Consider the following 20530-nt stretch of genomic DNA (forward strand, 5'->3'; position numbering starts at 1 on the left):
TTAAGGGGGATCAATAAGTGCCTAAAATTATAGCCAAACACTTTTCAAACAACCTCTTCTATTCCAATACACTTGGGTTAAGGCTTGATCCTCCCGAACCCTCCTTCAAAGGAGGGAATTAGAGCAAGCCTCTTCTTTCACATCTACTTGACTGGAATAAGTTCAAACTCGAAAGTACTGATCAAACGGTCATCAATATACACCTCTATTCTATGCTTACCAACTGGATCGCCAGGGGCGATTGTCCAAAAATTCTCAATTACACCTTCTGGAGCCGACTGTGTGCGCCGTGTTACAGATGTCTTGCCGTCTGCTGATATTGAGAAATCTTCACCATTATCTGTACCCCAAGTTTCTGGAGGTTTTGGTAAATGCAAGACTTCACGCCATTTCACTTCACCTTGGTAGTTTTTGAGTTTAATCCGCCACCCGTAGGTGTTTCCTTCCTGAAGTGGCACTCTTGTTGTCTGGAAAATGGTAACGTTTCCTTTGGAGTCAACTCTCTTCAGACCAAACTCGGTGTTACTGACAGTAATCTGTTTTGCATTCGTTGGCGCTGGAGATGATATGGCATTTTCTACCAAAACAGAAGTAGCGTTAATTGGCTTAGAACCGATGACCCCAGATATTAGCCAAAAAGCAGCTAGCACAGCAGTAGTAGTCCAAATTCTCATTAGTATGGTTTTCCTGTCAGACTTTTGGTACTTATTCAAGTAATCTGCCATGTTTTCCGGGTCAAGGTTAGCGATGGTTAGACAAAGACGAATTGCTTTGAGAAAGTTGGCGGTAGCCTCCATAGTGACGATCCCACTTAATGTTGTGCGTCAAGCAGACGAAAAACTTTATAACAGTCTCAAAGGTGGTGATTTTTGCTACGTCTTCAACTCTCGGCAAATGGGTAAATCATCCCTACTACAGCAAATAAGTCGTCGTCTCAAGTCAGAAGGCTATAAATGTGTTTACTTAGACGTGACGCAATTGGGTAGCGAGGATACCACATCAGCATTGTGATTCTGTGGGATCTAGAACAAATTCTCCATCTCGACCTACTGAAATACAGTTGTGATTGGGTGCGGGATTATTTAAAGACTAATATAACAGTGGAAAAGAGCGATCACTCTCTTTGCAATTACAGCCTTTTACATTGATTTGAAACATAATTCCTTGTTGGGACGGCTGGAAAACAATACCTGTGAATAAAATTCTCAAGCCGCTCTTGCGGTCAGAATTTATAAATTTAGAAGCAATTCCAACAACCAAAACACAATAACTGACGAAATCTACACGGCAATTGAAATTTGAACAATTAGTTTATTTAGCTGAATCTTTGATTAACAATAATTAAAAAACATCAAAAATTCTATGCTTAAACTACTCAGATACATTAGTATTTTCCTGATTACTGCCTGTTTGCTACTTGCTTGTAATACTTCAGCACCAACTGAAGTAAAACGCCCTCCATTGAAAGTTATATTTGCATCTTTTGTTGGAGAGCTTCCAGGCATCATTGCTCAAGAAAAAGGATTCTTCAAAGCCCAAGGGGTAGATGTGGAACTAATTCATAAACAATACCCCCAATTGGAACAAGCAAACTTCAATGCGGGTAAGTATGATGGTATTACGTCGTCCTTGGGAAAGTTTATAATCTTGAGTGCCACAAATCCAGATATACAAGGCGCGATGGTTATAGATGAATCAATAGGAGCAGATGTGGTAGTCGCCCAATCACAAATTAAAACTGTCGCTGACTTGAAAGGCAAAAAGCTGGGTACAAATCTAGGCAGTTTTAGCGAAGTTTTCGTGACTGAAATGTTGAAAACTGCAAACTTAACTAGTGATGATGTGAACTTAGTTCAATTAGAGGCTTCAGAAATTCCTCAACGCCTGAAAAATAATACGATTCAAGCCGGACACACTTGGGAACCCTATCTCTCTGAAGCGATGAAATTAGAGGGAAATATCCTATTTACTAGCAAACAAACCCCTGGCTTGATTTTAGATTTGATTATCTTTCGCGGTGAGACAATCCGCGATCGCCCCGAAGAAATTCGTGCATTTGTGCGAGGATGGCTGCAAGCCTCGACCTACTGGAAAGCAAATGTTGAGGAAGGAAAAGCTATCATCAGCAAAGCGTTAAAAATTCCGATCGATACTCTCTCGCTGGAGGGAATAGACCTAACTGATTTCAGTGAAAATCAAAAATATTTTCAATCTAGCAACCCTAACTCCATTTACAAAACAGCCAATATATATGCAGACTTTTTTATTCGCTCTGGAAACATTACGCGTATTCCTGAGCTAAAAAGTCTGTTCAACTCTTCCTTCTTGAATCCCCCCTAGTTTGAAGCTATGCAGCACTCCTTTTTGGGCAGCATCCGTACAAAGTTGATCGCCTCGTTTCTCATTGTTGCTTTGATTCCATTGCTGTTATTGGCATTTGTCAACAAACAGACAACCGAAAAAGCACTAACTGACAACGCCCGACAAGCCCTATCTGCGGCGGCTAACGAAACCGCTAACAGAATAGATGCCTTTATTGATGGAAATCTCAATGCCGTGCGCGTAGAGGCGATTTTACCAGGTTTGGCACGCTACCTGAGCCTAACTCCAAAACAGCGAGATGACAGCCCCGAAATGCAATTGGCGACAGAAACATTAATCCGTCTCAGTCGCAAAGATATGCTCAATATTCTCTCATACGCTTTGCTCGACTTAAACGGTAAAAATGTATTGGATACACGTACACTGAATATTGGCAAAGATGAATCAGTTCAAGATTATTTTAAAAAACCGCTACAAACTGGTTTCTCTTTTGTTTCTAGCATGAAGCTATCGCCGACAATTCCCGATCTTATTACCCTCTTTTTTAGTAGTCCGGTTCGCAATGCTAAGGGAGATATATTGGGTATATTGCGTGTTTCATACAATGCGACTGTTGTTCAGCAGTTAGTAACTCCACAAACTGAACGGGCTGGGGAAAAATCTTTTGCTATTCTTTTAGATGAAAATAATATTTATCTGGCACATAGCACTGCACCAGAACTGCTTTTTAAATCAATTGTACCTCTGCCTGACGATGTTGTAAATCAACTGCAACAGGAAGGTCGTTTGCCTAATTCTTCTGTCAAAGAATTGGCAACTAATGAGTCAAAACTTAAACAAGCATTGGATAATAAACAGTCGTATTTAATTTCTCCTTTAGAAGCAACAGGTAATCAGGTTAATCTGATTGCGATCGCTCGTTTGCAATATAAACCTTGGTCTGTGTTGTTTGCACGACCCCTTGCCGTTGCCCTAGCACCTGTAAAAAAGCAAATTCGTGATGCAATTTTTCTATTTGCATTTATTGCTGGGCTAGTGACAATCATCGCTTTTGCCATTGGACAACTGCTAACCAAGCCAATAATTCACCTTACCAATATAGTTTTCCAGTTTACCGCAGGTAACTTAAATATCCGCGCTAAAAATAACTCAAAAGACGAAATAGGTCAACTCGCAAAATCATTTAATAACATGGCACTTCAGTTACAAACATCTTTTGAAACTTTGGAACAACGGGTACAGGAGAGAACAGCAGAGTTAGCCATTGCTAAAGAAAAAGCCGAAGTAGCAAATCAAGCTAAAAGTTTATTTATTGCTAATATGAGTCATGAATTGCGATCGCCCCTCAATGCTGTTCTAGGTTTTTCTCAATTAATGTTACGTGCTAAAAACTTGCCTGCCGAGCATTATGAAAATGCCGGGATCATTTATCACAGTGGTGATTATTTACTAACACTCATTAATAATATTCTCGATTTATCAAAAATAGAAGCGGGTAAAACTACTCTTAACCCCAAAGACTTTGACCTGTATCGCTTGCTGGATGACTTAGAAGATATGCTGTATTTACAAGCAAGTAATCAAGGCTTAAATTTAATATTTCAACGTAGTGAAAATCTCCCATGTTATATTTGTACAGATGAGTTAAAACTCCGGCAAGTATTAATTAATTTGATTAGTAATGCCATTAAATTTACTCACAAAGGAACAATTGGTTTAACAGTAAATAATAGTAGTGAAGAAATCACAGATATTTTAACTCTTAATTTTAAAGTCTGTGATACAGGAGTAGGAATTGCAGCAGCAGAATTACCCAAACTATTTAATACTTTTTCCCAAGCACAAGCCGGAAAAGAATCCCAAGAAGGAACAGGTTTAGGTTTAGCAATTAGTCGCAAGTTTATTCAGTTAATGGGAGGAGATATTTCTGTTGAAAGTAAATTAGGAGTAGGGACAACTTTTAAATTTTATATTCAAGCAAAATTAGGTCAACCAATACATAGCAATACTTTAGAAGGACATCCAAAAGTATTAGAACTTGCACCAGGACAACCTATATATAAACTATTAATAGTAGATGATAAACCTATTAATCGCCAATTATTAATTAAACTTTTACAACCGTTAGGGTTTGAGATGAAAGAAGCTAGTAATGGCAAAGAAGCGATCGCTATTTGGAATGAATGGGAACCCCACCTGATTTGGATGGATATGCGAATGCCTGTCATGGACGGTTACGAAGCTACAAAATATATCAAGTCCACTACCAAGGGGAATGCTACAGCTATAATTGCTCTGACAGCAAGTGTTTTAGAAGAAGAAAAAGCGATCGTCCTTTCAGCCGGGTGTGATGACTTTCTCCGCAAACCTTTTGCAGAACATACAATTTTTGACACACTAGCCAAACATCTTGGTGTCAAATACATATTTGCTGAAAATAATTATTCAAATTTTGAATATACAGAAAAATATCCTTTAACATCCAACAATCTAATTTGTATGTCTCAAGAGTGGATTAATCAATTTTATCAAGCTGCTTTAGAAGCAAATACTAATCGTGTCATAGAATTAATTAGAGATATTCCCAAAACAGAAACTTTTTTAATTCAATCTTTAACAAAACTTGCTCGTCAATTTGAATTTGAGGAATTGGTTGATTTAGCCGAACCCCTGAGAAGCAATGAATCTTGATTCTGACAAAGAAAATAAAGGTAATATTCTCCTAGTAGACGACAGTCCCAAAAATTTACATTTACTAAGTGATTCTCTGGTCAAACTTGGCTACACTGTTCGTAGCGTCACAAGTGGGCGGATGGCACTAAAAACAGTAAAGGTGAAGCGACCAGATATCATTCTTTTAGATATCAAGATGCCAGAAATGGATGGCTATCAAGTTTGTAGAATTCTGAAAGCAGATGAAGTTCTAAGCACCATTCCCGTTATTTTTATTAGTGCTTTAGATGATGTTTTCGATAAAGTGATAGCCTTTGAGTCAGGGGGCATAGATTACATCACCAAACCCTTTCAGATGGAAGAAGTCGTAGCGCGTCTAGAAAATCAATTAACCATTCAACGTCAGCAACGGCTTCTAGAACAAGAAAATATTAAGCGTAGGGAAACAGAAGAGATACTGTATCAGTCCAAGGCAATGCTAGCCAGCATTTTGAATAGTTCGCTAGATGGTATTGCCGCTATGCAAGCTGTCCGCAACCCTGCAACCGGAGACATTGAGGATTTTCGTTGCTTAGTTATCAATTCTGTTATTGCTAGAGCCTTCGGAAGCAAATGTGAAGAAATGATTGGCAAAGTAGTACTCAAAAAACTTTTAAGCCGTCTAGAACCAGAACTTTTTAATCACTTCGTTAATCTTGTTGAAACGGGGGAAGCTTTAAAACGGGATTTTTACCATCCATTAGGCAATTCTTGCTGGTATCACTTTGTTGCAGTCAAACTAGATGATGGTTTTGCTATTACCATACGCGACATCACTGGACGAAAACAAATTGAATTGGCTCTCCAAGATGCAAATCAGAAACTAGAACAACTGGCAAATTTAGATAGCTTGACTCAGGTAGCTAACCGTCGTTGCTTTGATGCACGACTGCAAGCAGAATGGAGACGCCTTGCACGAGAACAACAACCTTTGTCACTGATTATGTTTGACGTTGATAAATTCAAACTTTACAACGATTACTATGGTCATCTTGCAGGCGATGATTGTCTAATGAGGATGGCGCAAACAGTGCAACAGACAATTCATCGTCCTGCCGATTTAGTAGCCCGTTATGGTGGAGAAGAATTTTTGGTACTCTTGCCCAATACTGACTTAGCAGGAGCGATTAAAGTAGCGCAAAGTATTCAGCAAGCAATTCATGCTCTGGCTATTCCCCATATACAGTCTGATATCAAGAATATCATCACCGTTAGTTTAGGAATTACCTCTTGCATACCCATTTGGAACATCAGGCCAGATACACTCATTGCCTCAGCAGATAAAGCACTCTACTGTGCCAAACAAAATGGGCGCGATCGCTATTATTATAATGATTAAAACATTTTTTATAGCAATACCTTCAATTCCCGGCACTACTACATCAGTAACAATCACATCCGAGACTTTTTTTGCAAAATTATACTAACTTATAAGTACGTTGCAACGCTTGCTGAAGTAAAGATTGATATTCTTCATCCCCAACCCGATAAGCGCCAAACCTTTGCAAATGGGGATTCATCATTTGGGCATCAAAAAACACAAATTCCCTCTGACGCAATCTTTCTACCAACTTGACCATCGCTACCTTTGAACCTTCGGGAATGCGGTAAAACATCGACTCGCCAATAAAAGCCCCACCAATCACAATCCCTAAAATTCCCCCGGCTAGTTCGTCACCTTGCCAAGTTTCAAAACTATAAGCGTAACCCTTCTGGTAAAGCAACCAGTAAATCTTTTGCAATTCCGGTGAAATCCAGGTTGTCTCTCTATCAGCACAGCCAGCCACCACAGCCTGAAAGTCTCGATTAATCGCCACAGTAAACCGTTCTTGATTCAGAACGCGCTGTAAAGACTTGGGGTAGCGAAACCGCTCATCCAAAGGAATAAAAGTCCGCTCGCGACTTGCGTACCAACTCAAGCGATCGCGTTCATCAGCCATGAGAAAATAGCCTTGTGCATAGCCCTCAACAATAGCGGCGATATCATATTGCATAAATAAATATAAAAAAACAAGAGAAACGCAATTTGATCCTAAAAAATCAACCTCAGCGTTCCTCAGCGTTTCCCTCCGCGTCCCTCTGCGTTAAAAAAAAAATGACTCAACCAATTCCACCCATCACCCTACCACCCCCTGAAAACCCCCTGCTCGAAGGTGAATGGTTAAGAGAACGCTTACAACGGTGGCTAGATACAGAATTTATCCCCGAAGCAGTCAACCAAAATATTGCCCAGCGAGCCGCACAGATTTTTGTGCGTCAACGGATGGAAGGAGAAAATGACCTTGGTTCTCTGGTAATTGCCATTGTCACAGAGATGCAGTCCTATGATTTTTCCAATAGCTTCTACGGAGAATTTGCGATCGCCAACGCCGTTAGCGATCTACTCTTAGAAAGTCTGGGAATTGATAAGTGTTGTGGTCAATAATATTTTGTCACTTGTCATTTGTCCTTTGTCATTTATTCTTGACCAATGACTAATGACTAATGACTAATGACTCTTGACTACCAACTAGACTTAACAACTCCAGGTAAAAGACCTTCATGCGCCCATTCTCGCAGTACGTTCCGAGACAACCCAAAATCGCGGTAAACACCTCTAGAACGACCAGTCAACCAGCAACGGTTGCGGTGGCGGGTGGGCGCACTATTCCGGGGTAGCTGTTGAATCTTCCGGTGGATTTCTAGCTTATCCAAAGGAGATGCTGCACTTCTGAACTCTTCCAAAAGAGCTTCCCGCTTGTCAGCATACTTTTCTATCAACTTGGTGCGCTTTTTCTCGCGCTCAATCAAGCTCTTTTTTGCCATATATTCTCTAACTTATTTAAAGACACCGTTTTCCATTCTACAGTCTCTCCATCAATTCTGGGGTTACTTGTGTCGCTTACCCTACAACCACTGGCTTATTTGCAGCAGGACATAAATCGGCAAGTTCACAAGCAACGCAGACGGGAGAGCGTGCTCTACAAATAGCACGACCGTGATAAATCAGCCGAATTGACCAATTTTCCCAATCAGGCTGAGGCAATAAACCCATTAAATCTTGCTCAATCCGAACGGGGTCTTTTGCTTCAGTTAAACCCAAACGTTCGCTAAGGCGCTTGACGTGAGTATCTACTGTCACGCCAGCATTAATGCCATAAGCATGAGCTAGGACTACATTTGCTGTCTTTCGCGCCACACCTGGAAGCTTTAATAATTGCTCCATTTGGTTGGGGACAACAGAGTTAAACTCAGTGATAATCATCCGACAGGCGGCTTGAATGTTCTTGGCTTTATTACGATAAAACCCTGTTGAACGCACCAAACTTTCTAATTCTACCAAGTCAGCGATCGCTAAACTCTCAGCATCAGGAAACTTACCAAATAATGCTGGTGTCACCTTATTCACTCGCTCATCAGTACATTGAGCAGAGAGAATCGTTGCCACCAACAATTGTACTGGCGTTGAGTAATTCAAAGAGCAGGTAGCATCTGGATAAAGACGCTTCAGACGAGCTAAAATTTCTAGCGCCCGTTGCTTTTTAGATAACGATTTGCGGGTAATGCTCACTGGAACAATTTTTGTACCCACTCCAATTGGCTAGTTAATTGGGTGGTTTCTTTGACTATCAGAAAAATTCCTAACCCTAAGAGTAACACCAAACCGGTTTGCATTACACCTTCTTGAATCCGGGCGGGTACAGGCTTACCGCGTAAACCTTCAATTAGCAGAAAAGCGAGTTGTCCGCCATCCAAAGCTGGTAAAGGCAAAATATTGATAATAGCCAAGTTAATGCTGATAATTGCAGCAAAAGACAACAAGTTTACGGTATTGTCCTCAGCTAATTTTGCACCTATTTTGACAATATTAACTGGCCCAGAAACTTGTCCAGCAGTTTGTTGAAAGTTGGTAATTAACTGCCCAAAACCGCTGAGTGTCCCCACAAATAATTGTTGAAATCTATTAGCAGCAATGCCGAAAATTTCCAAAGGATTATTAGGACGGCGATAAACTGCTGTACCATTGGGGCCAAGTTCAATCCCAATTACACCTTGGCCTTTATCTCCCAGTTTTGGGGTTAATTTTAGAGACTTTGGTTGATTTTCATGTTTAATTTTTAGTTCGATTTGCTGATTTGGATGAGTTTGAATTTCTTTTGTGAGAAAAGCTGTTGCTTTTTCAGAAGCGGGGAGTTCCTGACCATTAACAGCCAGAATGATATCTCCTTCCCTAATACCTGCTTGGTAGGAAATAGATTGTTCATCAACCGGCTTGACGATGACACCAGGTTGAAAGTTAATCCTCTCTGGAATGCCGACGATACCCAATTGCAGAGCCAACACCAAGTAGGCAAATATTAAATTGGCGATTACTCCAGCACTGATAACTATCGCCCGGTCTAAAACTGGACGGTTACGCAGCAGATTTGGGTCATTGGGTGGAACATCGCTATCGGGGTCATCATCGGGAAAGCCCACAAAACCGCCCAAAGGAAAGGCGCGGACAGCATATTCGGTTTGTGAACCTTGGTACTTCAAAAGAACTGGGCCAAAACCCAAAGAAAAGCGGTTAACGAGAATGCCTTGAGAACGTGCTGCAACAAAATGTCCCAACTCGTGTACCAAGATCAAAACAGCCAAGACTGCGATCGCTGCTAAAACTGACATAGAGTAAATTAGTGAAGATATTAAGCTAAAGTTATCTCCATTCTAATTGGGCATTGGGTATTGGGCATTGGGCATTGGTAAAAGACAAAGGACTAATGACTAATAACAAATTACAAAACTTCACGCCCAAAATAAGGTTGCAACACTTCTGGTGTCCTGACTGTTCCATCAGGTTGTTGATAATTTTCCAAAATTGCTGCCATCGTCCTTCCCACCGCCAAACCCGAACCATTAAGGGTGTGTACGAACTGGGTACCTTTCTTCCCCGCCTCTTTGAAACGAATATCAGCCCGTCGTGCCTGGAAATCTATAGTATTGGAACAGCTAGAAATTTCGCGGTATTTGCCAGAAGAGGGCAACCAAACCTCTAAATCATAAGTTTTGGTAGAGGCAAATCCTAAATCTCCAGTACTTAAATTTACTACTCGGTAAGGCAACTTCAATGCCTGTAAAATTGCTTCTGCATTCCCTACCAATTTCTCCAATTCATCAAAAGACGTACTGGGTTCGACAAACTTCACCATTTCCACCTTGTTAAATTGATGCAGGCGAATTAATCCCCGCATATCCCGCCCATAACTACCAGCTTCGCGGCGAAAACAGGGAGTAAAGGCACAGTGGTAAATAGGCAAATCTTCAGCAGCGAGAATTTCACCCCGGTAGAGATTTGTAACTGGAACTTCCGCCGTAGGAATCAGCCATAAGTCATCATCAGCGCATTTAAAGCTTTCTTCCGCAAACTTGGGTAACTGACCGGTTGCTGTCAAAGACTCGGTATTCACTAACAGAGGTGGACTGACTTCCACATACCCAGCTTGAGTATGGAGAGTCAACATAAATTGAATTAATGCCCTCTCCAATGCTGCACCAGCGCCTATCAATGTCACAAATCGACTTTGGGCAACTTTTACAGCTCGTTCAACATTGAGAATACCCAGCTTTTCGCCAATTTCCCAGTGAGGAAGAATATTCGGGTTTTGGGGAATGTACTCATCACCCCAACGCCGTACCTCTACGTTATCTTCCTCATTCTTTCCAAGGGGTGTAGAGTCGCTTGGCAAGTTGGGAAGCGCCAACACAAGTTGGGCAATTTCAGCTTTGAGGTTTTTTTCCTGGGGTTCCAGTTGACTCAACGTCGCTTTGACAGAGTTCCCTTCATCCCGCAAAGCTTGAATTTCTGGATCTTGAGGATTGATCCCAGATTTAATCTTCTGCCCGACTATTTTACCAATTTCGTTGCTACGGGCTTGGAGTTGACTACGCGTCCCCTCAAGTTCCCGTTGTTGCTGATCTAACAGTAATATCGGTTCGATGTCGTATTTACCATTACGACTATTCAATCGTTCTTGAACTAATTGCGGATTTTCCCGTATTTGCTTAATATCCAGCACAGATTTTTCTCAGTTTTTAGCCTAAAATCTTCCTGTCAATACAGTTAACACATAAGCATTTAGCATATAGTAATTTTGCTTTGCTGTAACTGCAAAAACAAAGTTTATTAGAAAAATCAGTTTCAATCTCTGAGCAAGATTTTACCCTAGCATCACTGCCAGGGCTAAGAAACCATATAATGCATTAAACCAATCATGAATTCGTATTTTGAGTCACTGTCGTTTCAGAAACCTGAGCAAGACTTTGATCATTACCATTATTGTTATCAACGGCTGCAAACGTCCTTTGAGTGATATTCGGTGGTTCCTTATCGTCTCTAGTTTGTCCTGGTGAAGGTAACCAGTATGCAAGCACACCTGATAAACCACCCCAGTAAAGCGCAATATTCTTATCGTCCTCTGCTGGCGAGCCAAGTTTGAAAATGCACAGCCCCAACACGATGCTACTAAAGAAAACCTGTACGCCAAATCTCCATACGTCTTGATTAAATTTCTGTGCTGGTTGATTTCTCATGGTGTCAAATTGATTTTTCATGGTGTCAGACTTCTAAAAAAGGTACATATTATCCCTGTGCTAGTTTTGGCATCACCTACTACTACAGCTTGGCAAAATTCCTAATTACGCTCGTACCTTTACAGGGATCTTGTTACGCGCAGCGTGCCGCTTTCCTGACTCGCTAACGTAATTTGTAATTCCTATACCGCAAGCGTTCCATTGATTTGAATTACGCAATGCTGTACTAGTAAGATGTTTTTCAAGGATTATGTAGTTGTCTTCACACCCAGTTTTGTCCGTTTCGGAAAAATTATGATTAACTTCTTTAGACTTTTGAAAACTCAGCACTCATAATATTAGGGTCGGTTAATCCGATTGAGCAACCAAAGTGATGCAATAAGCCCTGCAAAGTGGGCTGAGACGGTGTTCGTGTTTGCCTGTACTACAAGCATATCTAGACCGCTAATAATCCGGGTAGGGTCAAAAAATTGGGTAGTTATCGCTTGCGGAGATATGGATCGTGCTACCAGTGTTCCAACGATCGCTTGCGCCCCCAAAAGAGTCACTAGCGTTCCTCCTAAATTCACCCACACCCCTAAGCGTAATACTTGCACAGTCTCGCTTTTCCGAGGGCGGTTGCTGGGATTGGAGGATTCCAATTGCTTGCCAATTCTCGTGTAACGGTAAGCTAAATAAATCCCCCCACCTAAAACAACCAGTCCACAAATTGCTAAAAATACGCCAAAGCCAGTCCCAGGATTATTACTAGGACTGCCAGTTCTTTGATTAAAGATGGCGAACAGCAGCACAATTATGCTAGAAACAACGCCTAGTACTAGCTGAATCCAGAAGCTAATCCAACCTGTAAGGCGAAAAGTTTGGGCAATTGCCCTAAGAGTTGAGGAAGATGATGGGGCATCAGGAGTTTGTGACATAGCGATCGCCAATGTGCTGGGTGCTTGATTAAGGGACGCGAAGACGAGGGGACAAGGGGACACGAAGAGTTCTTTCCATACGTCTCCCCTCTTTTGTCTTCTTTCCCCTAGTCTTTAGCGCCTTCTTTGATAAATTTACTATCACACTTGCCAAATAAGACAAGAAATTCTGCGATCGAGGAAATCAGAAATGGTTACTGCTTAAGTGTGTCTACCGACGTAGCAGCTTGATCCCAGATATATCCCTTAGCTTAAAATTTTAGAACTTGCATTGGGAAAATCACTGTAAAACAAAGTGTTTATTAAGTTTTACAGACAAAATAGCATTTTACCTGTAAAATTTCTTCGATGGCATTTTATTGCTTAAGCAGTTCTAACCAGCTCGGCATCAGTTAACACCAAGATAGTGATTTCCTCACTGTCTGTTCGCTCCTCACCACACCGTATCGAGCTTGAGTGGGGGTACATTGTTTTGTTCCCCTAAAACTCGCAAACTAGCCCCACAACTTCACAGGCGTGGGTAATTGTTTGATGTTTACGCAATGGATATCCAGTCTAAGTAGCTTTATATGTATTACTCACGTAGTAGTAGCACTGTATACTGGCTACAAGGATTGTAGACTTTACCCTAAGGCCTTTTTTTAGCCATTCACTAACCATGAAACTTGAGGATATATATCAATTTTTTGAGAATCCTCCGCCAACTTACCTTTGTCAGGAACTAGCAGTTTGTTACATACTGTCTGTTTTATTACAAGGTGAATCCTACGGAACCAAGTTGATCGAGCAATTAGAAACTGAGTATCCCGTCTATCGGCTTTCAGATACCGTACTTTACAGTGCAATCAAATTTCTGGAAGACCAAAGTGCAATCACTGGATATTGGAAGAAACTCGAAGGACGGGGACGCCCCAGGCGGATGTACCAAGTTTCTCCTGAATGGCAAGTTCAAGCTCAGGATTTAGCTTTTCTTTGGCAAGACTACATCAACGGGAGGACAAAGTAACGAATCGTTGATAATGAATAAGTCTCCTCCAGTCAAACACTAACAATTAGTTATGGATACTGCTATTCTGCCATCTACGTTCCTGCTAACCTTGTTGTTATCGGTTGGGCTGTTTTTCTTTATTCGTGCCTCGACTAAAGACCGCACAGAAATAGCCCAACTAGTATCTGAGCAAGACGAAGCTGTTTTAATGTCTCAATTAAAAGAGTATTTTCGATCGCGGTCTTACCAAGTGGCAGTGGTAGACCGAGAACAAAATCAGGTAACTTTTGAAGGTAATGTTCGCCCTAGCTGGTTCTTAGCTATATTTCTAACTTTACTGACAGCAACTGGGATTGTTTGTCTATCTTTGGTCGCATCCCTGCTTTTTCCTAGCCTGAGTACCCTTGTTCTGGCGATGGTACTGCTGTCGCCTTTAAGTGGTCTATTTTATTGGAAAAAATCTGGAAGACTTGAGAAGGTGTCGCTCAAAGTAGAAACAACTCAGAGCGAACAAACCTCCTCAAGTAAGATCACTGTAGTTGCCCATCGAGATGAACTCAGTGAGTTACAGAGGACTCTACAGCTCAAGCCTGGGAAATAATTGTTGATTTTTGCGACCATCTCTTAACTATGATATGCAGACTTCTGACCTAACCTACTCTTTAGGCAATGGAAAGTAGGAAGGAGAAAATCAAGACTGCTGCTTTGTCAGTTTTCCCCACGACCCAAGGCGTGGGGAAAAATTTAAATTCATTAACTTAAATTCATTGACAGAGCTTACTTAACCACCTACGGCATAAGAGCGCAACTTCACTAGCACTTTTAGACGCGCTTGGCTCTATACCCACTTCCTTCTGCATCATCAAAGCAGTATCAACCCATGCAATCTAGCGTGGTTTGAAACAGGTTCACTTTCCAACTACCTGGACTAGATTTACTGGCAAATCAGCTACAAACTAAAAAAAAATTAAATTTTGCATAAACTTAGCAATTTTGCCAGTTAATAGTAGTCAGGAGCCACATTCAATGCCCAAGATGACCATTTATGGTTCACCGACTAGCTAAAGCAAGAGGTTCTTGACCTGGTGAAGGTTCTAACACCCTCAAACTAGGAAACAAGAAATGGTTTTCCTCTACATATTGAGCACCAAACAGTCCCTTTTCTGCCCAGAAATAACGATCTGTAGTGTGTTCATTTCGCTTTACAAGTAGCAACGCCGGTGGCAAAATCCCTTCAGCTTGAATGAATCTTCTCGCTGCTGTCACAGGCTTTTCTTCGCCACTTTCGATGCTATATTGAGGCACGTGCTCCAAAATGCGCCGTCCTTCCTGACGACGACGACTCTTCCTTTTGCGTCTCCTTGCCAATCTATTGTCCTCCTCTTTCAAGCTTATAGATTGTAGTGATAGCTACAAAATCAGTCGTCATTATATAGGTTCTAGTTCAGAATATCAATAGTTTTTAACCTTTTAATATAAGAAAGTTAATATCTTTGAAACATAGAGAAAAAAAATTACCTAAGAATATAATCCCCTAGTAGAAACCATCTCTAAGAAAATTTTAGTTAAGCTTTATTAAATGAGTGAGGTAAAAATTAAGTATCCTCTCTTACATCATGCCTCAAAATCTATAATCTTGAGCAAAAGCTAAAAAATGTTAATGTCTGCCAGTTCCGATTTTCTTGCTTTGTGTCGAGAGCAAATAGCCCTACTAACCCAAGGGCTAGGAGCAACTTTAAGTATTGTGTACCTAACACAAGAATTGGTAGATACTCCTTCTGGCGATGCCAAACTGATTCCTGTGGTAATTTACCCGGAAACAGCATTATTGCTGCCAGGAGAGGAAACTATTGAAGCGACGGCATACAAGCAACTTGAAGTTGGAAATGCGTTTATATTACCCAATCATCAGGGAAGGTTATTGACACCGAGTTTAGAATCTCCAACTTCTTCACGGGAGTCTGAGATACCAGATGCGTCTCAACCCGATCTCAAAGAGGAATACCTACTTAGTGGCAACCAAATTGTTTTACCTCTGATTTATGAGGGTGTGATGATGGGGTTACTGGTGACACGCAGGAAAGACCGGGCATGGAATGAACACGAGCAAAGTCAGATTCAACGGATAGCCCAAACATTAGCGATCGCTTGTATTTTAGATCAGCGGCGAGCATGGTTTGAGCAACAGTTGCGTGAGCAACAAATTCTCCAAGAAAAACAGCGGGATTTGTTGGATAACCTGTTGCATCAGTTTCGTAACCCATTAACGGCGTTGCGGACTTTTGGCAAACTGCTATTGAAACGACTACGACCAGCAGACGCTAACCGGGATGTGGCAAATAGTATTGTCAGAGAAAGCGATCGCCTTAAAGAATTACTGCAACAATTTGAGCAAGTAATTGACTTGACAGAGGCAGATTTAGCACCACTACATCTGCCAGAAGATGAAGTATTTGTAGAAGCAACTATCCAAAAATCCGCTAAACCGCCGCTATTATTGCCGGGAACGGGAGATAAAGCAGTTGACTGCTCGTTAGCAGATATATTAGAACCATTATTAATATCAGCCAAAGCGATCGCCCAAGAACGAAAGCTAAAACTAATAACTGAAATTCAACAGAATTCATCCCTAGTACGTGCCAATGTCAAAGCATTACGAGAGGTATTGACTAACATTATTGATAATGCTTTAAAATATACTCCCACTGGTGGCAAAATTGTGATTCAGGCTGGGCAAGAAAAAGCTAATTTTCAGGGAATAGTCATTAGTGATAATGGGCCTGGCATTCCACCTCAGGATTTAGAACATCTTGGAGAACGGCATTATCGGGGTGTACAAGAGCAAACAGAAATCCCAGGTACAGGTTTGGGGTTAGCGATCGCTAAACAATTAATAGAGCAAATGCAGGGCGAAATCGAGATTTTCAGCCCTGCAATCAACTCTAAATTAACTTCACCCAATGCGCCGGGAACTACTTTTATTATTTGGTTGCCTGAAACTAAAAGTTAGTCTATTTAGAACGGTTTATCCCGTTTTCCTTTAACTTTTAATGCTGCTCAAAATCCTAATCCAAGATTATTATTTTTAACAATCAAATAGCTAAGTATTTATTCATATTATAGTTAGCACTTAAAGAGTTAACATGTCATCCAAGCGCATTGTCATATTACCTGACTGTACTTCAATCAGCGAAGAAGTTAGCTTATCAAACTCTAGAGATACACCTATCTGGCTATTATTTATTAATTTAGACAGTGTTGGTATTTCTTCAAGCGACTCATCACTAACATATGATCTAAGAAGGACAGGATGGATGTCATTGCTATTGATAAAATCAGTAATATTATGCTTGAGTTTCTCAATATCCTTAAGGAGTGAAGTAATTCGCAACTTATCTTCTGCACCGCTATTATAATAGGAATTCTCACTTTCCTTAATAGTCAGTTTTAGATACATATAAGCAACTCTTTCAAGAATTTCTTTAATTTTAGACATTTTTACATTTTTTGGCTGCTTGCTGAAAGCAAGGTTATCAAAAAAATTCTTTTTTTGTTCATTATCATTATATGGTTCTCTTGTATTTATCTTCTTATTCTTAAGAGAATTATTCATAGTTAAAAGACTATTAATTATATCATTTATTCCTGGTTTACTGTAAGTATTATTTTCAATACCTACGAAAAATATATTATATATATAAATTCCTATCATGTTTAAATAATAAACACAAGGTTCAATATTTTGGTAGTACACAACTTCTCTTACTATCTCAGCATTAGTAATATTGTTTATAATTGTCGATACTTCATCTTTATTATCTTCCTTAAACGAGACGTGTTTATAAGTTAAATTAGAGCCTTCTGAAGATTCAACTTGCAACAATACATTTGTAGTATTATTTTGAGGCTTTATTATAATCCAATCTCCCTTTTCAATATTATTTCTATAAGAAGACGAATCTAAAAATTGATATTCATATTGTTTATTCTCTAATTCTTTAATTTTAATTTTTCGACGCAGAAACGCTAAATAATTTGGAACAAAAGGATTTCCCATATCACGAGTAATTTTTGTATATACAGAGTCACTTCTTAAATCTTTCTTATAATACTCTTCCGTCTTGTATGCCTGAAACCTTATAGTTAGATTTTCTGGTTCACTATTTGTCTCTCTAATAACCAAGTTTGTAGGATGTAACTCACTAAATGAGAATGAATTCTGCGAGGATGAAGATTGCACAGAGCGATTAACTAATTCAGATATTTTATCCAAATACCAAAATCCTCTTACAAAACGAGCAGGTAATTTATCCTTATCCAAGTTCTGTAGTTCTTTGAGTGTTTCTAAAAAACTTGGAGTAGGTGAATTATTTTCCTTTTCCCAATTGCGGCGATAAAGACTATTATTTGTTCTTCTAAATTCAAAATTTTTACTCTGCTCTAATTCCAGTATTTTATCAAGTACAAGCTGCACAGCTATTTTATCAGAACTGTCATCGCTGAGGGTATAAAAAGTATTTCCTGCTTTGTAAAGTATGCACTTTAAAATAATCTCAACAATTTCGCGGGGAGCATATGTTGTTGAATTTTTATGAAGCTTAAAAGGCTCAAATACCTGTACTAAACTTGGTTCACTAGATTGAAGACTAAAAACCTTCTCATAATCTTCCATTATTTCATCAACTTTTTTCTCCTTTTTGTCATAAATTACTCGAATATTATCATAAAAACGCTCTGGCGATTCTCCACAAGTAAGTAGGTCAAAGAAAATAGCTCCCAAACCAAATAGATCCGTTTGTACACCTTGCCGTTTGTACAATACAATCTGTGTTTTATGATCATTCTTAATATTTTTAATAACCTCATTATTTACATTAAGAAAAATACGTATTGATGAGTTTTCATCAAGATAAATTGACTCAATTTCATACTGTTCTTTATTCTTACTAAAAACTACAAAATCATTATTTCCAATAATTGAATCACGAAGTTTAGGATCTGCACTAATAAGCTCAACTTTATGGTTTTCGCTATTAACTTGAATATCCGCATCACAAATATCAAAATAGTCTTTTTGTTCAGGTGAACGGTAGTGACGTGTTCCAAGAGGTAGCTCTGCATTAGCTATTGGCAAAGATGCAGTTATTGGATCTCTTTTTGGTAAGAGAAAACCAAGATCGCCAATCACAGCCTTAACCTCAGAACCCTCTTCGTTTACGAAAATATTTGCAGGTTTCATATCGAGGTGTAACAGACCAGCTTTATGAAGAGTTACAAGACCTTGAGCAATATCTTTTAAATATGGAAGTATATTAGCTATACGATCTTCAAAGGTCATCTGTCTAAGAATCTCATATCCTGTAAGGTTTCCAGCAGTAGTGTATTGAGATTTTTCCTCTTCTGTATTTTGTTTACCGTCTCTTTCCAAAATGTCTTTCAGTGTTGCATCATACTTCTCAGTTACTAAAGCATAGTTTGAGATTCTTAATTGCTCAAAAAATACCTTTAGTGTCTTATAAACATTTGATTCTTGAAATGAATCAGTCCAACCAACTGTCCTGATAACACCAAAAATCTTTCTCTCTCCCTTGGCTCGTGTAATTTCTTGTGTTGATTTAATTTCATTGTCAAAACGTGACTGATCGATCTTATGAGCATAAAGAAGTTTAACAGCAAATCTGTCTTCTTGATTACTATCATGGACTGCAAATACTATGCCAAAAGTGCCGTCACCAAGTTTAATAGGCTGCCCTTTTTCATCTAGTGTCAAATAAAAATTTTGGCTGTTACCCCCTAAGGTTTTAAATGAATATTTGTCATCTTCTTGTTTAAGGTTATCTTCTTTTTCTAAGGACATAGTAATTTACTCCTGAGCTAAAATAAAGAGAAAATATTCTTTACGAGAGGTTTTGGGCTTATATTCAATTAAGATTGTTTTTTTTACTATGTTTTTCTCTACTGAGAATACTAAGTCAGGAATTGCTTCCAGCTTTATAATTTCGCCGACTTTATACTCTGTAAATTGGAAGGTTTCCGATAACTCTGATGATAAATTATTTATATCTATCACTCTTTTGGAACTATTTCTTGGAAATTCTAACTCTATAACCCCGTTTCTATTAAGACATAATCCAAATTGTTCTGCATTTTCGATTGTTTTAATCAATGCCCACTCATTTTCTTTTAAAGGAATTAATTTAATGTTGTCAATTAGCACTGATTTATCTTCTGGTTTTCCTTTTTTATTCCACCAATTTTTTTGATTAATGATTAAATGTAATCCACTACTAAAAGGAACATTTTGAATATTGAATTTGATGTTGTTTCCTGGTTCCCTTTTCAGTTTTTCTGGCGTATTAGTTGGAAGAAAAGCAATGGATTCATTTACATTCTCTAAGGGGTTTTCTAAGCTTTTATTTGGAGAATTTCTGGGAGTAATTATAGCTAAAGGCTTATTTTGATTACCTATTATAACGAAATTAAAATTAAGAGACGCATTGATATTTTCTGCCAGTTTTAGCTTCAGAGTTTCGATACCTGTAAGCTTAACTTTAGGGACAAATCCTTGAAGTAAGTTAATAATATCTAATAAATCTTGATTCATAAGCATTATCTCCTTTGTCTACCACCTAATTAATTTGAGCGTTTGAGCAAAAGTACCAATATTAAAATTATTTTTAATAAATCCTATAAAAATTAGTCTTGTCTTAGAGGATGTTTGAAAAGTCATAATTGATGTATCAAATATTTTTTCCCCCTCCCTAATCCTCCCCTTATAAAGGGGAGGCAACGGATTTTCTTGTTTCCCCCCTTTATAAGGGGGGATTAAGGGGGGTAATAATTCGATTCAAATCACAACATACCACTTTTCAAACAACCTCTTACCTCTGGAGCGCTATTATCACTCTCAGCAATCAAAATATCATGAAATTATTGCTGAAACTAAGTTTCAGCAATTTTATAAAAATGGTAAGTTTAGTCAAAAAATAGTGTGAGTACTACATACTTACAATATACAGCAATTATACTAATCTTACAA

General features: G+C 39.1%; 19 protein-coding genes. 8 read left to right on the forward strand and 11 right to left on the reverse strand.

The features are described 5' to 3' along the window. Positions 1-143: 143 nt before the first annotated feature. Positions 144-674 (reverse strand): hypothetical protein, encoded by a 531-nt coding sequence (locus HWQ40_RS11315; protein WP_292778024.1) that lies wholly within the window; start codon positions 672-674, stop codon positions 144-146. A 124-nt stretch (positions 675-798) separates the two neighbouring features. Between HWQ40_RS11315 and HWQ40_RS11320 the strand changes: the two genes are divergently transcribed. The 4 genes from HWQ40_RS11320 (at position 799) to HWQ40_RS11335 (ending at position 6373) form a co-directional block, all read left to right on the forward strand. Then, complete coding sequence (locus tag HWQ40_RS11320; RefSeq protein ID WP_292777738.1) at positions 799-1011, forward strand: AAA-like domain-containing protein; 213 nt, start codon at positions 799-801, stop codon at positions 1009-1011. Between the two features lie 351 nt (positions 1012-1362). After that, the gene (locus HWQ40_RS11325) at positions 1363-2340 is read left to right on the forward strand and encodes an ABC transporter substrate-binding protein (RefSeq protein WP_292777740.1); all 978 of its coding nucleotides are present in this window, start codon (positions 1363-1365) and stop codon (positions 2338-2340) included. 9 nt (positions 2341-2349) lie between these two features. Further along, positions 2350-5013: a hybrid sensor histidine kinase/response regulator gene (locus tag HWQ40_RS11330; RefSeq protein ID WP_292777742.1), complete on the forward strand. Its 2664-nt coding sequence runs from the start codon at positions 2350-2352 to the stop codon at positions 5011-5013. Next, positions 5003-6373: a diguanylate cyclase gene (locus tag HWQ40_RS11335; RefSeq protein ID WP_292777743.1), complete on the forward strand. Its 1371-nt coding sequence runs from the start codon at positions 5003-5005 to the stop codon at positions 6371-6373. The genes HWQ40_RS11330 and HWQ40_RS11335 overlap by 11 nt, the downstream gene beginning before the upstream one ends. Before the next feature lie 79 nt (positions 6374-6452). Here the strand turns inward: HWQ40_RS11335 and aat are convergent, their stop codons facing one another. Continuing rightward, positions 6453-7028: a leucyl/phenylalanyl-tRNA--protein transferase gene (gene aat / locus HWQ40_RS11340; RefSeq protein ID WP_292777745.1), complete on the reverse strand. Its 576-nt coding sequence runs from the start codon at positions 7026-7028 to the stop codon at positions 6453-6455. Positions 7029-7129: 101 nt separating this feature from the next. Between aat and HWQ40_RS11345 the strand changes: the two genes are divergently transcribed. Further along, entirely contained in the window at positions 7130-7459 is a 330-nt protein-coding gene (locus tag HWQ40_RS11345; protein WP_012410384.1) for a hypothetical protein, read from the forward strand. 77 nt (positions 7460-7536) lie between these two features. On the opposite strand, the gene rpsN is transcribed toward HWQ40_RS11345, so the two are convergent. The 6 genes from rpsN to HWQ40_RS11375 form a co-directional block, all read right to left on the reverse strand. Beyond that, positions 7537-7839 carry a 30S ribosomal protein S14 gene (rpsN, locus tag HWQ40_RS11350; RefSeq protein WP_104909185.1) on the reverse strand — a complete coding sequence of 101 codons (303 nt, stop codon included), beginning with the start codon at positions 7837-7839 and terminating at the stop codon, positions 7537-7539. 76 nt (positions 7840-7915) lie between these two features. Beyond that, positions 7916-8605 (reverse strand): endonuclease III, encoded by a 690-nt coding sequence (gene nth / locus HWQ40_RS11355; protein ID WP_292777747.1) that lies wholly within the window; start codon positions 8603-8605, stop codon positions 7916-7918. Then, positions 8581-9681, reverse strand: coding sequence for an RIP metalloprotease RseP (gene rseP, locus HWQ40_RS11360; protein ID WP_292777749.1), 1101 nt, complete (start codon positions 9679-9681; stop codon positions 8581-8583). The genes nth and rseP overlap by 25 nt, the downstream gene beginning before the upstream one ends. Before the next feature lie 110 nt (positions 9682-9791). Continuing rightward, positions 9792-11072 (reverse strand): serine--tRNA ligase, encoded by a 1281-nt coding sequence (gene serS, locus HWQ40_RS11365; protein WP_292777751.1) that lies wholly within the window; start codon positions 11070-11072, stop codon positions 9792-9794. 193 nt (positions 11073-11265) lie between these two features. Further along, positions 11266-11586, reverse strand: coding sequence for a hypothetical protein (locus HWQ40_RS11370; protein ID WP_104909189.1), 321 nt, complete (start codon positions 11584-11586; stop codon positions 11266-11268). 338 nt (positions 11587-11924) lie between these two features. After that, entirely contained in the window at positions 11925-12503 is a 579-nt protein-coding gene (locus HWQ40_RS11375) for a DUF3611 family protein (protein ID WP_094350894.1), read from the reverse strand. A 658-nt stretch (positions 12504-13161) separates the two neighbouring features. On the opposite strand from HWQ40_RS11375, the gene HWQ40_RS11380 reads away from it, so the two are divergent. Then, entirely contained in the window at positions 13162-13509 is a 348-nt protein-coding gene (locus HWQ40_RS11380) for a PadR family transcriptional regulator (RefSeq protein WP_292777754.1), read from the forward strand. A 52-nt stretch (positions 13510-13561) separates the two neighbouring features. Next, positions 13562-14092: a cofactor assembly of complex C subunit B gene (locus HWQ40_RS11385; protein ID WP_292777755.1), complete on the forward strand. Its 531-nt coding sequence runs from the start codon at positions 13562-13564 to the stop codon at positions 14090-14092. Positions 14093-14541: 449 nt separating this feature from the next. Here the strand turns inward: HWQ40_RS11385 and HWQ40_RS11390 are convergent, their stop codons facing one another. Continuing rightward, the gene (locus HWQ40_RS11390) at positions 14542-14859 is read right to left on the reverse strand and encodes a DUF3155 domain-containing protein (protein WP_041566316.1); all 318 of its coding nucleotides are present in this window, start codon (positions 14857-14859) and stop codon (positions 14542-14544) included. Positions 14860-15145: 286 nt separating this feature from the next. On the opposite strand from HWQ40_RS11390, the gene HWQ40_RS11395 reads away from it, so the two are divergent. Further along, positions 15146-16501 carry a HAMP domain-containing sensor histidine kinase gene (locus HWQ40_RS11395; protein ID WP_292777757.1) on the forward strand — a complete coding sequence of 452 codons (1356 nt, stop codon included), beginning with the start codon at positions 15146-15148 and terminating at the stop codon, positions 16499-16501. A 120-nt stretch (positions 16502-16621) separates the two neighbouring features. On the opposite strand, the gene HWQ40_RS11400 is transcribed toward HWQ40_RS11395, so the two are convergent. Both HWQ40_RS11400 and HWQ40_RS11405 read right to left on the reverse strand, forming a co-directional pair. After that, complete coding sequence (locus HWQ40_RS11400) at positions 16622-19348, reverse strand: hypothetical protein (RefSeq protein WP_292777759.1); 2727 nt, start codon at positions 19346-19348, stop codon at positions 16622-16624. A 6-nt stretch (positions 19349-19354) separates the two neighbouring features. Continuing rightward, a complete protein-coding gene (locus HWQ40_RS11405) occupies positions 19355-20095 on the reverse strand; it encodes a hypothetical protein (RefSeq protein WP_292777763.1) in 741 nt (246 codons plus the stop codon). Positions 20096-20530 lie beyond the last annotated feature (435 nt).

Origin of the sequence: Nostoc sp. NMS9, from assembly GCF_017114995.1 — a bacterium.
Taxonomy (GTDB): domain Bacteria; phylum Cyanobacteriota; class Cyanobacteriia; order Cyanobacteriales; family Nostocaceae; genus Nostoc.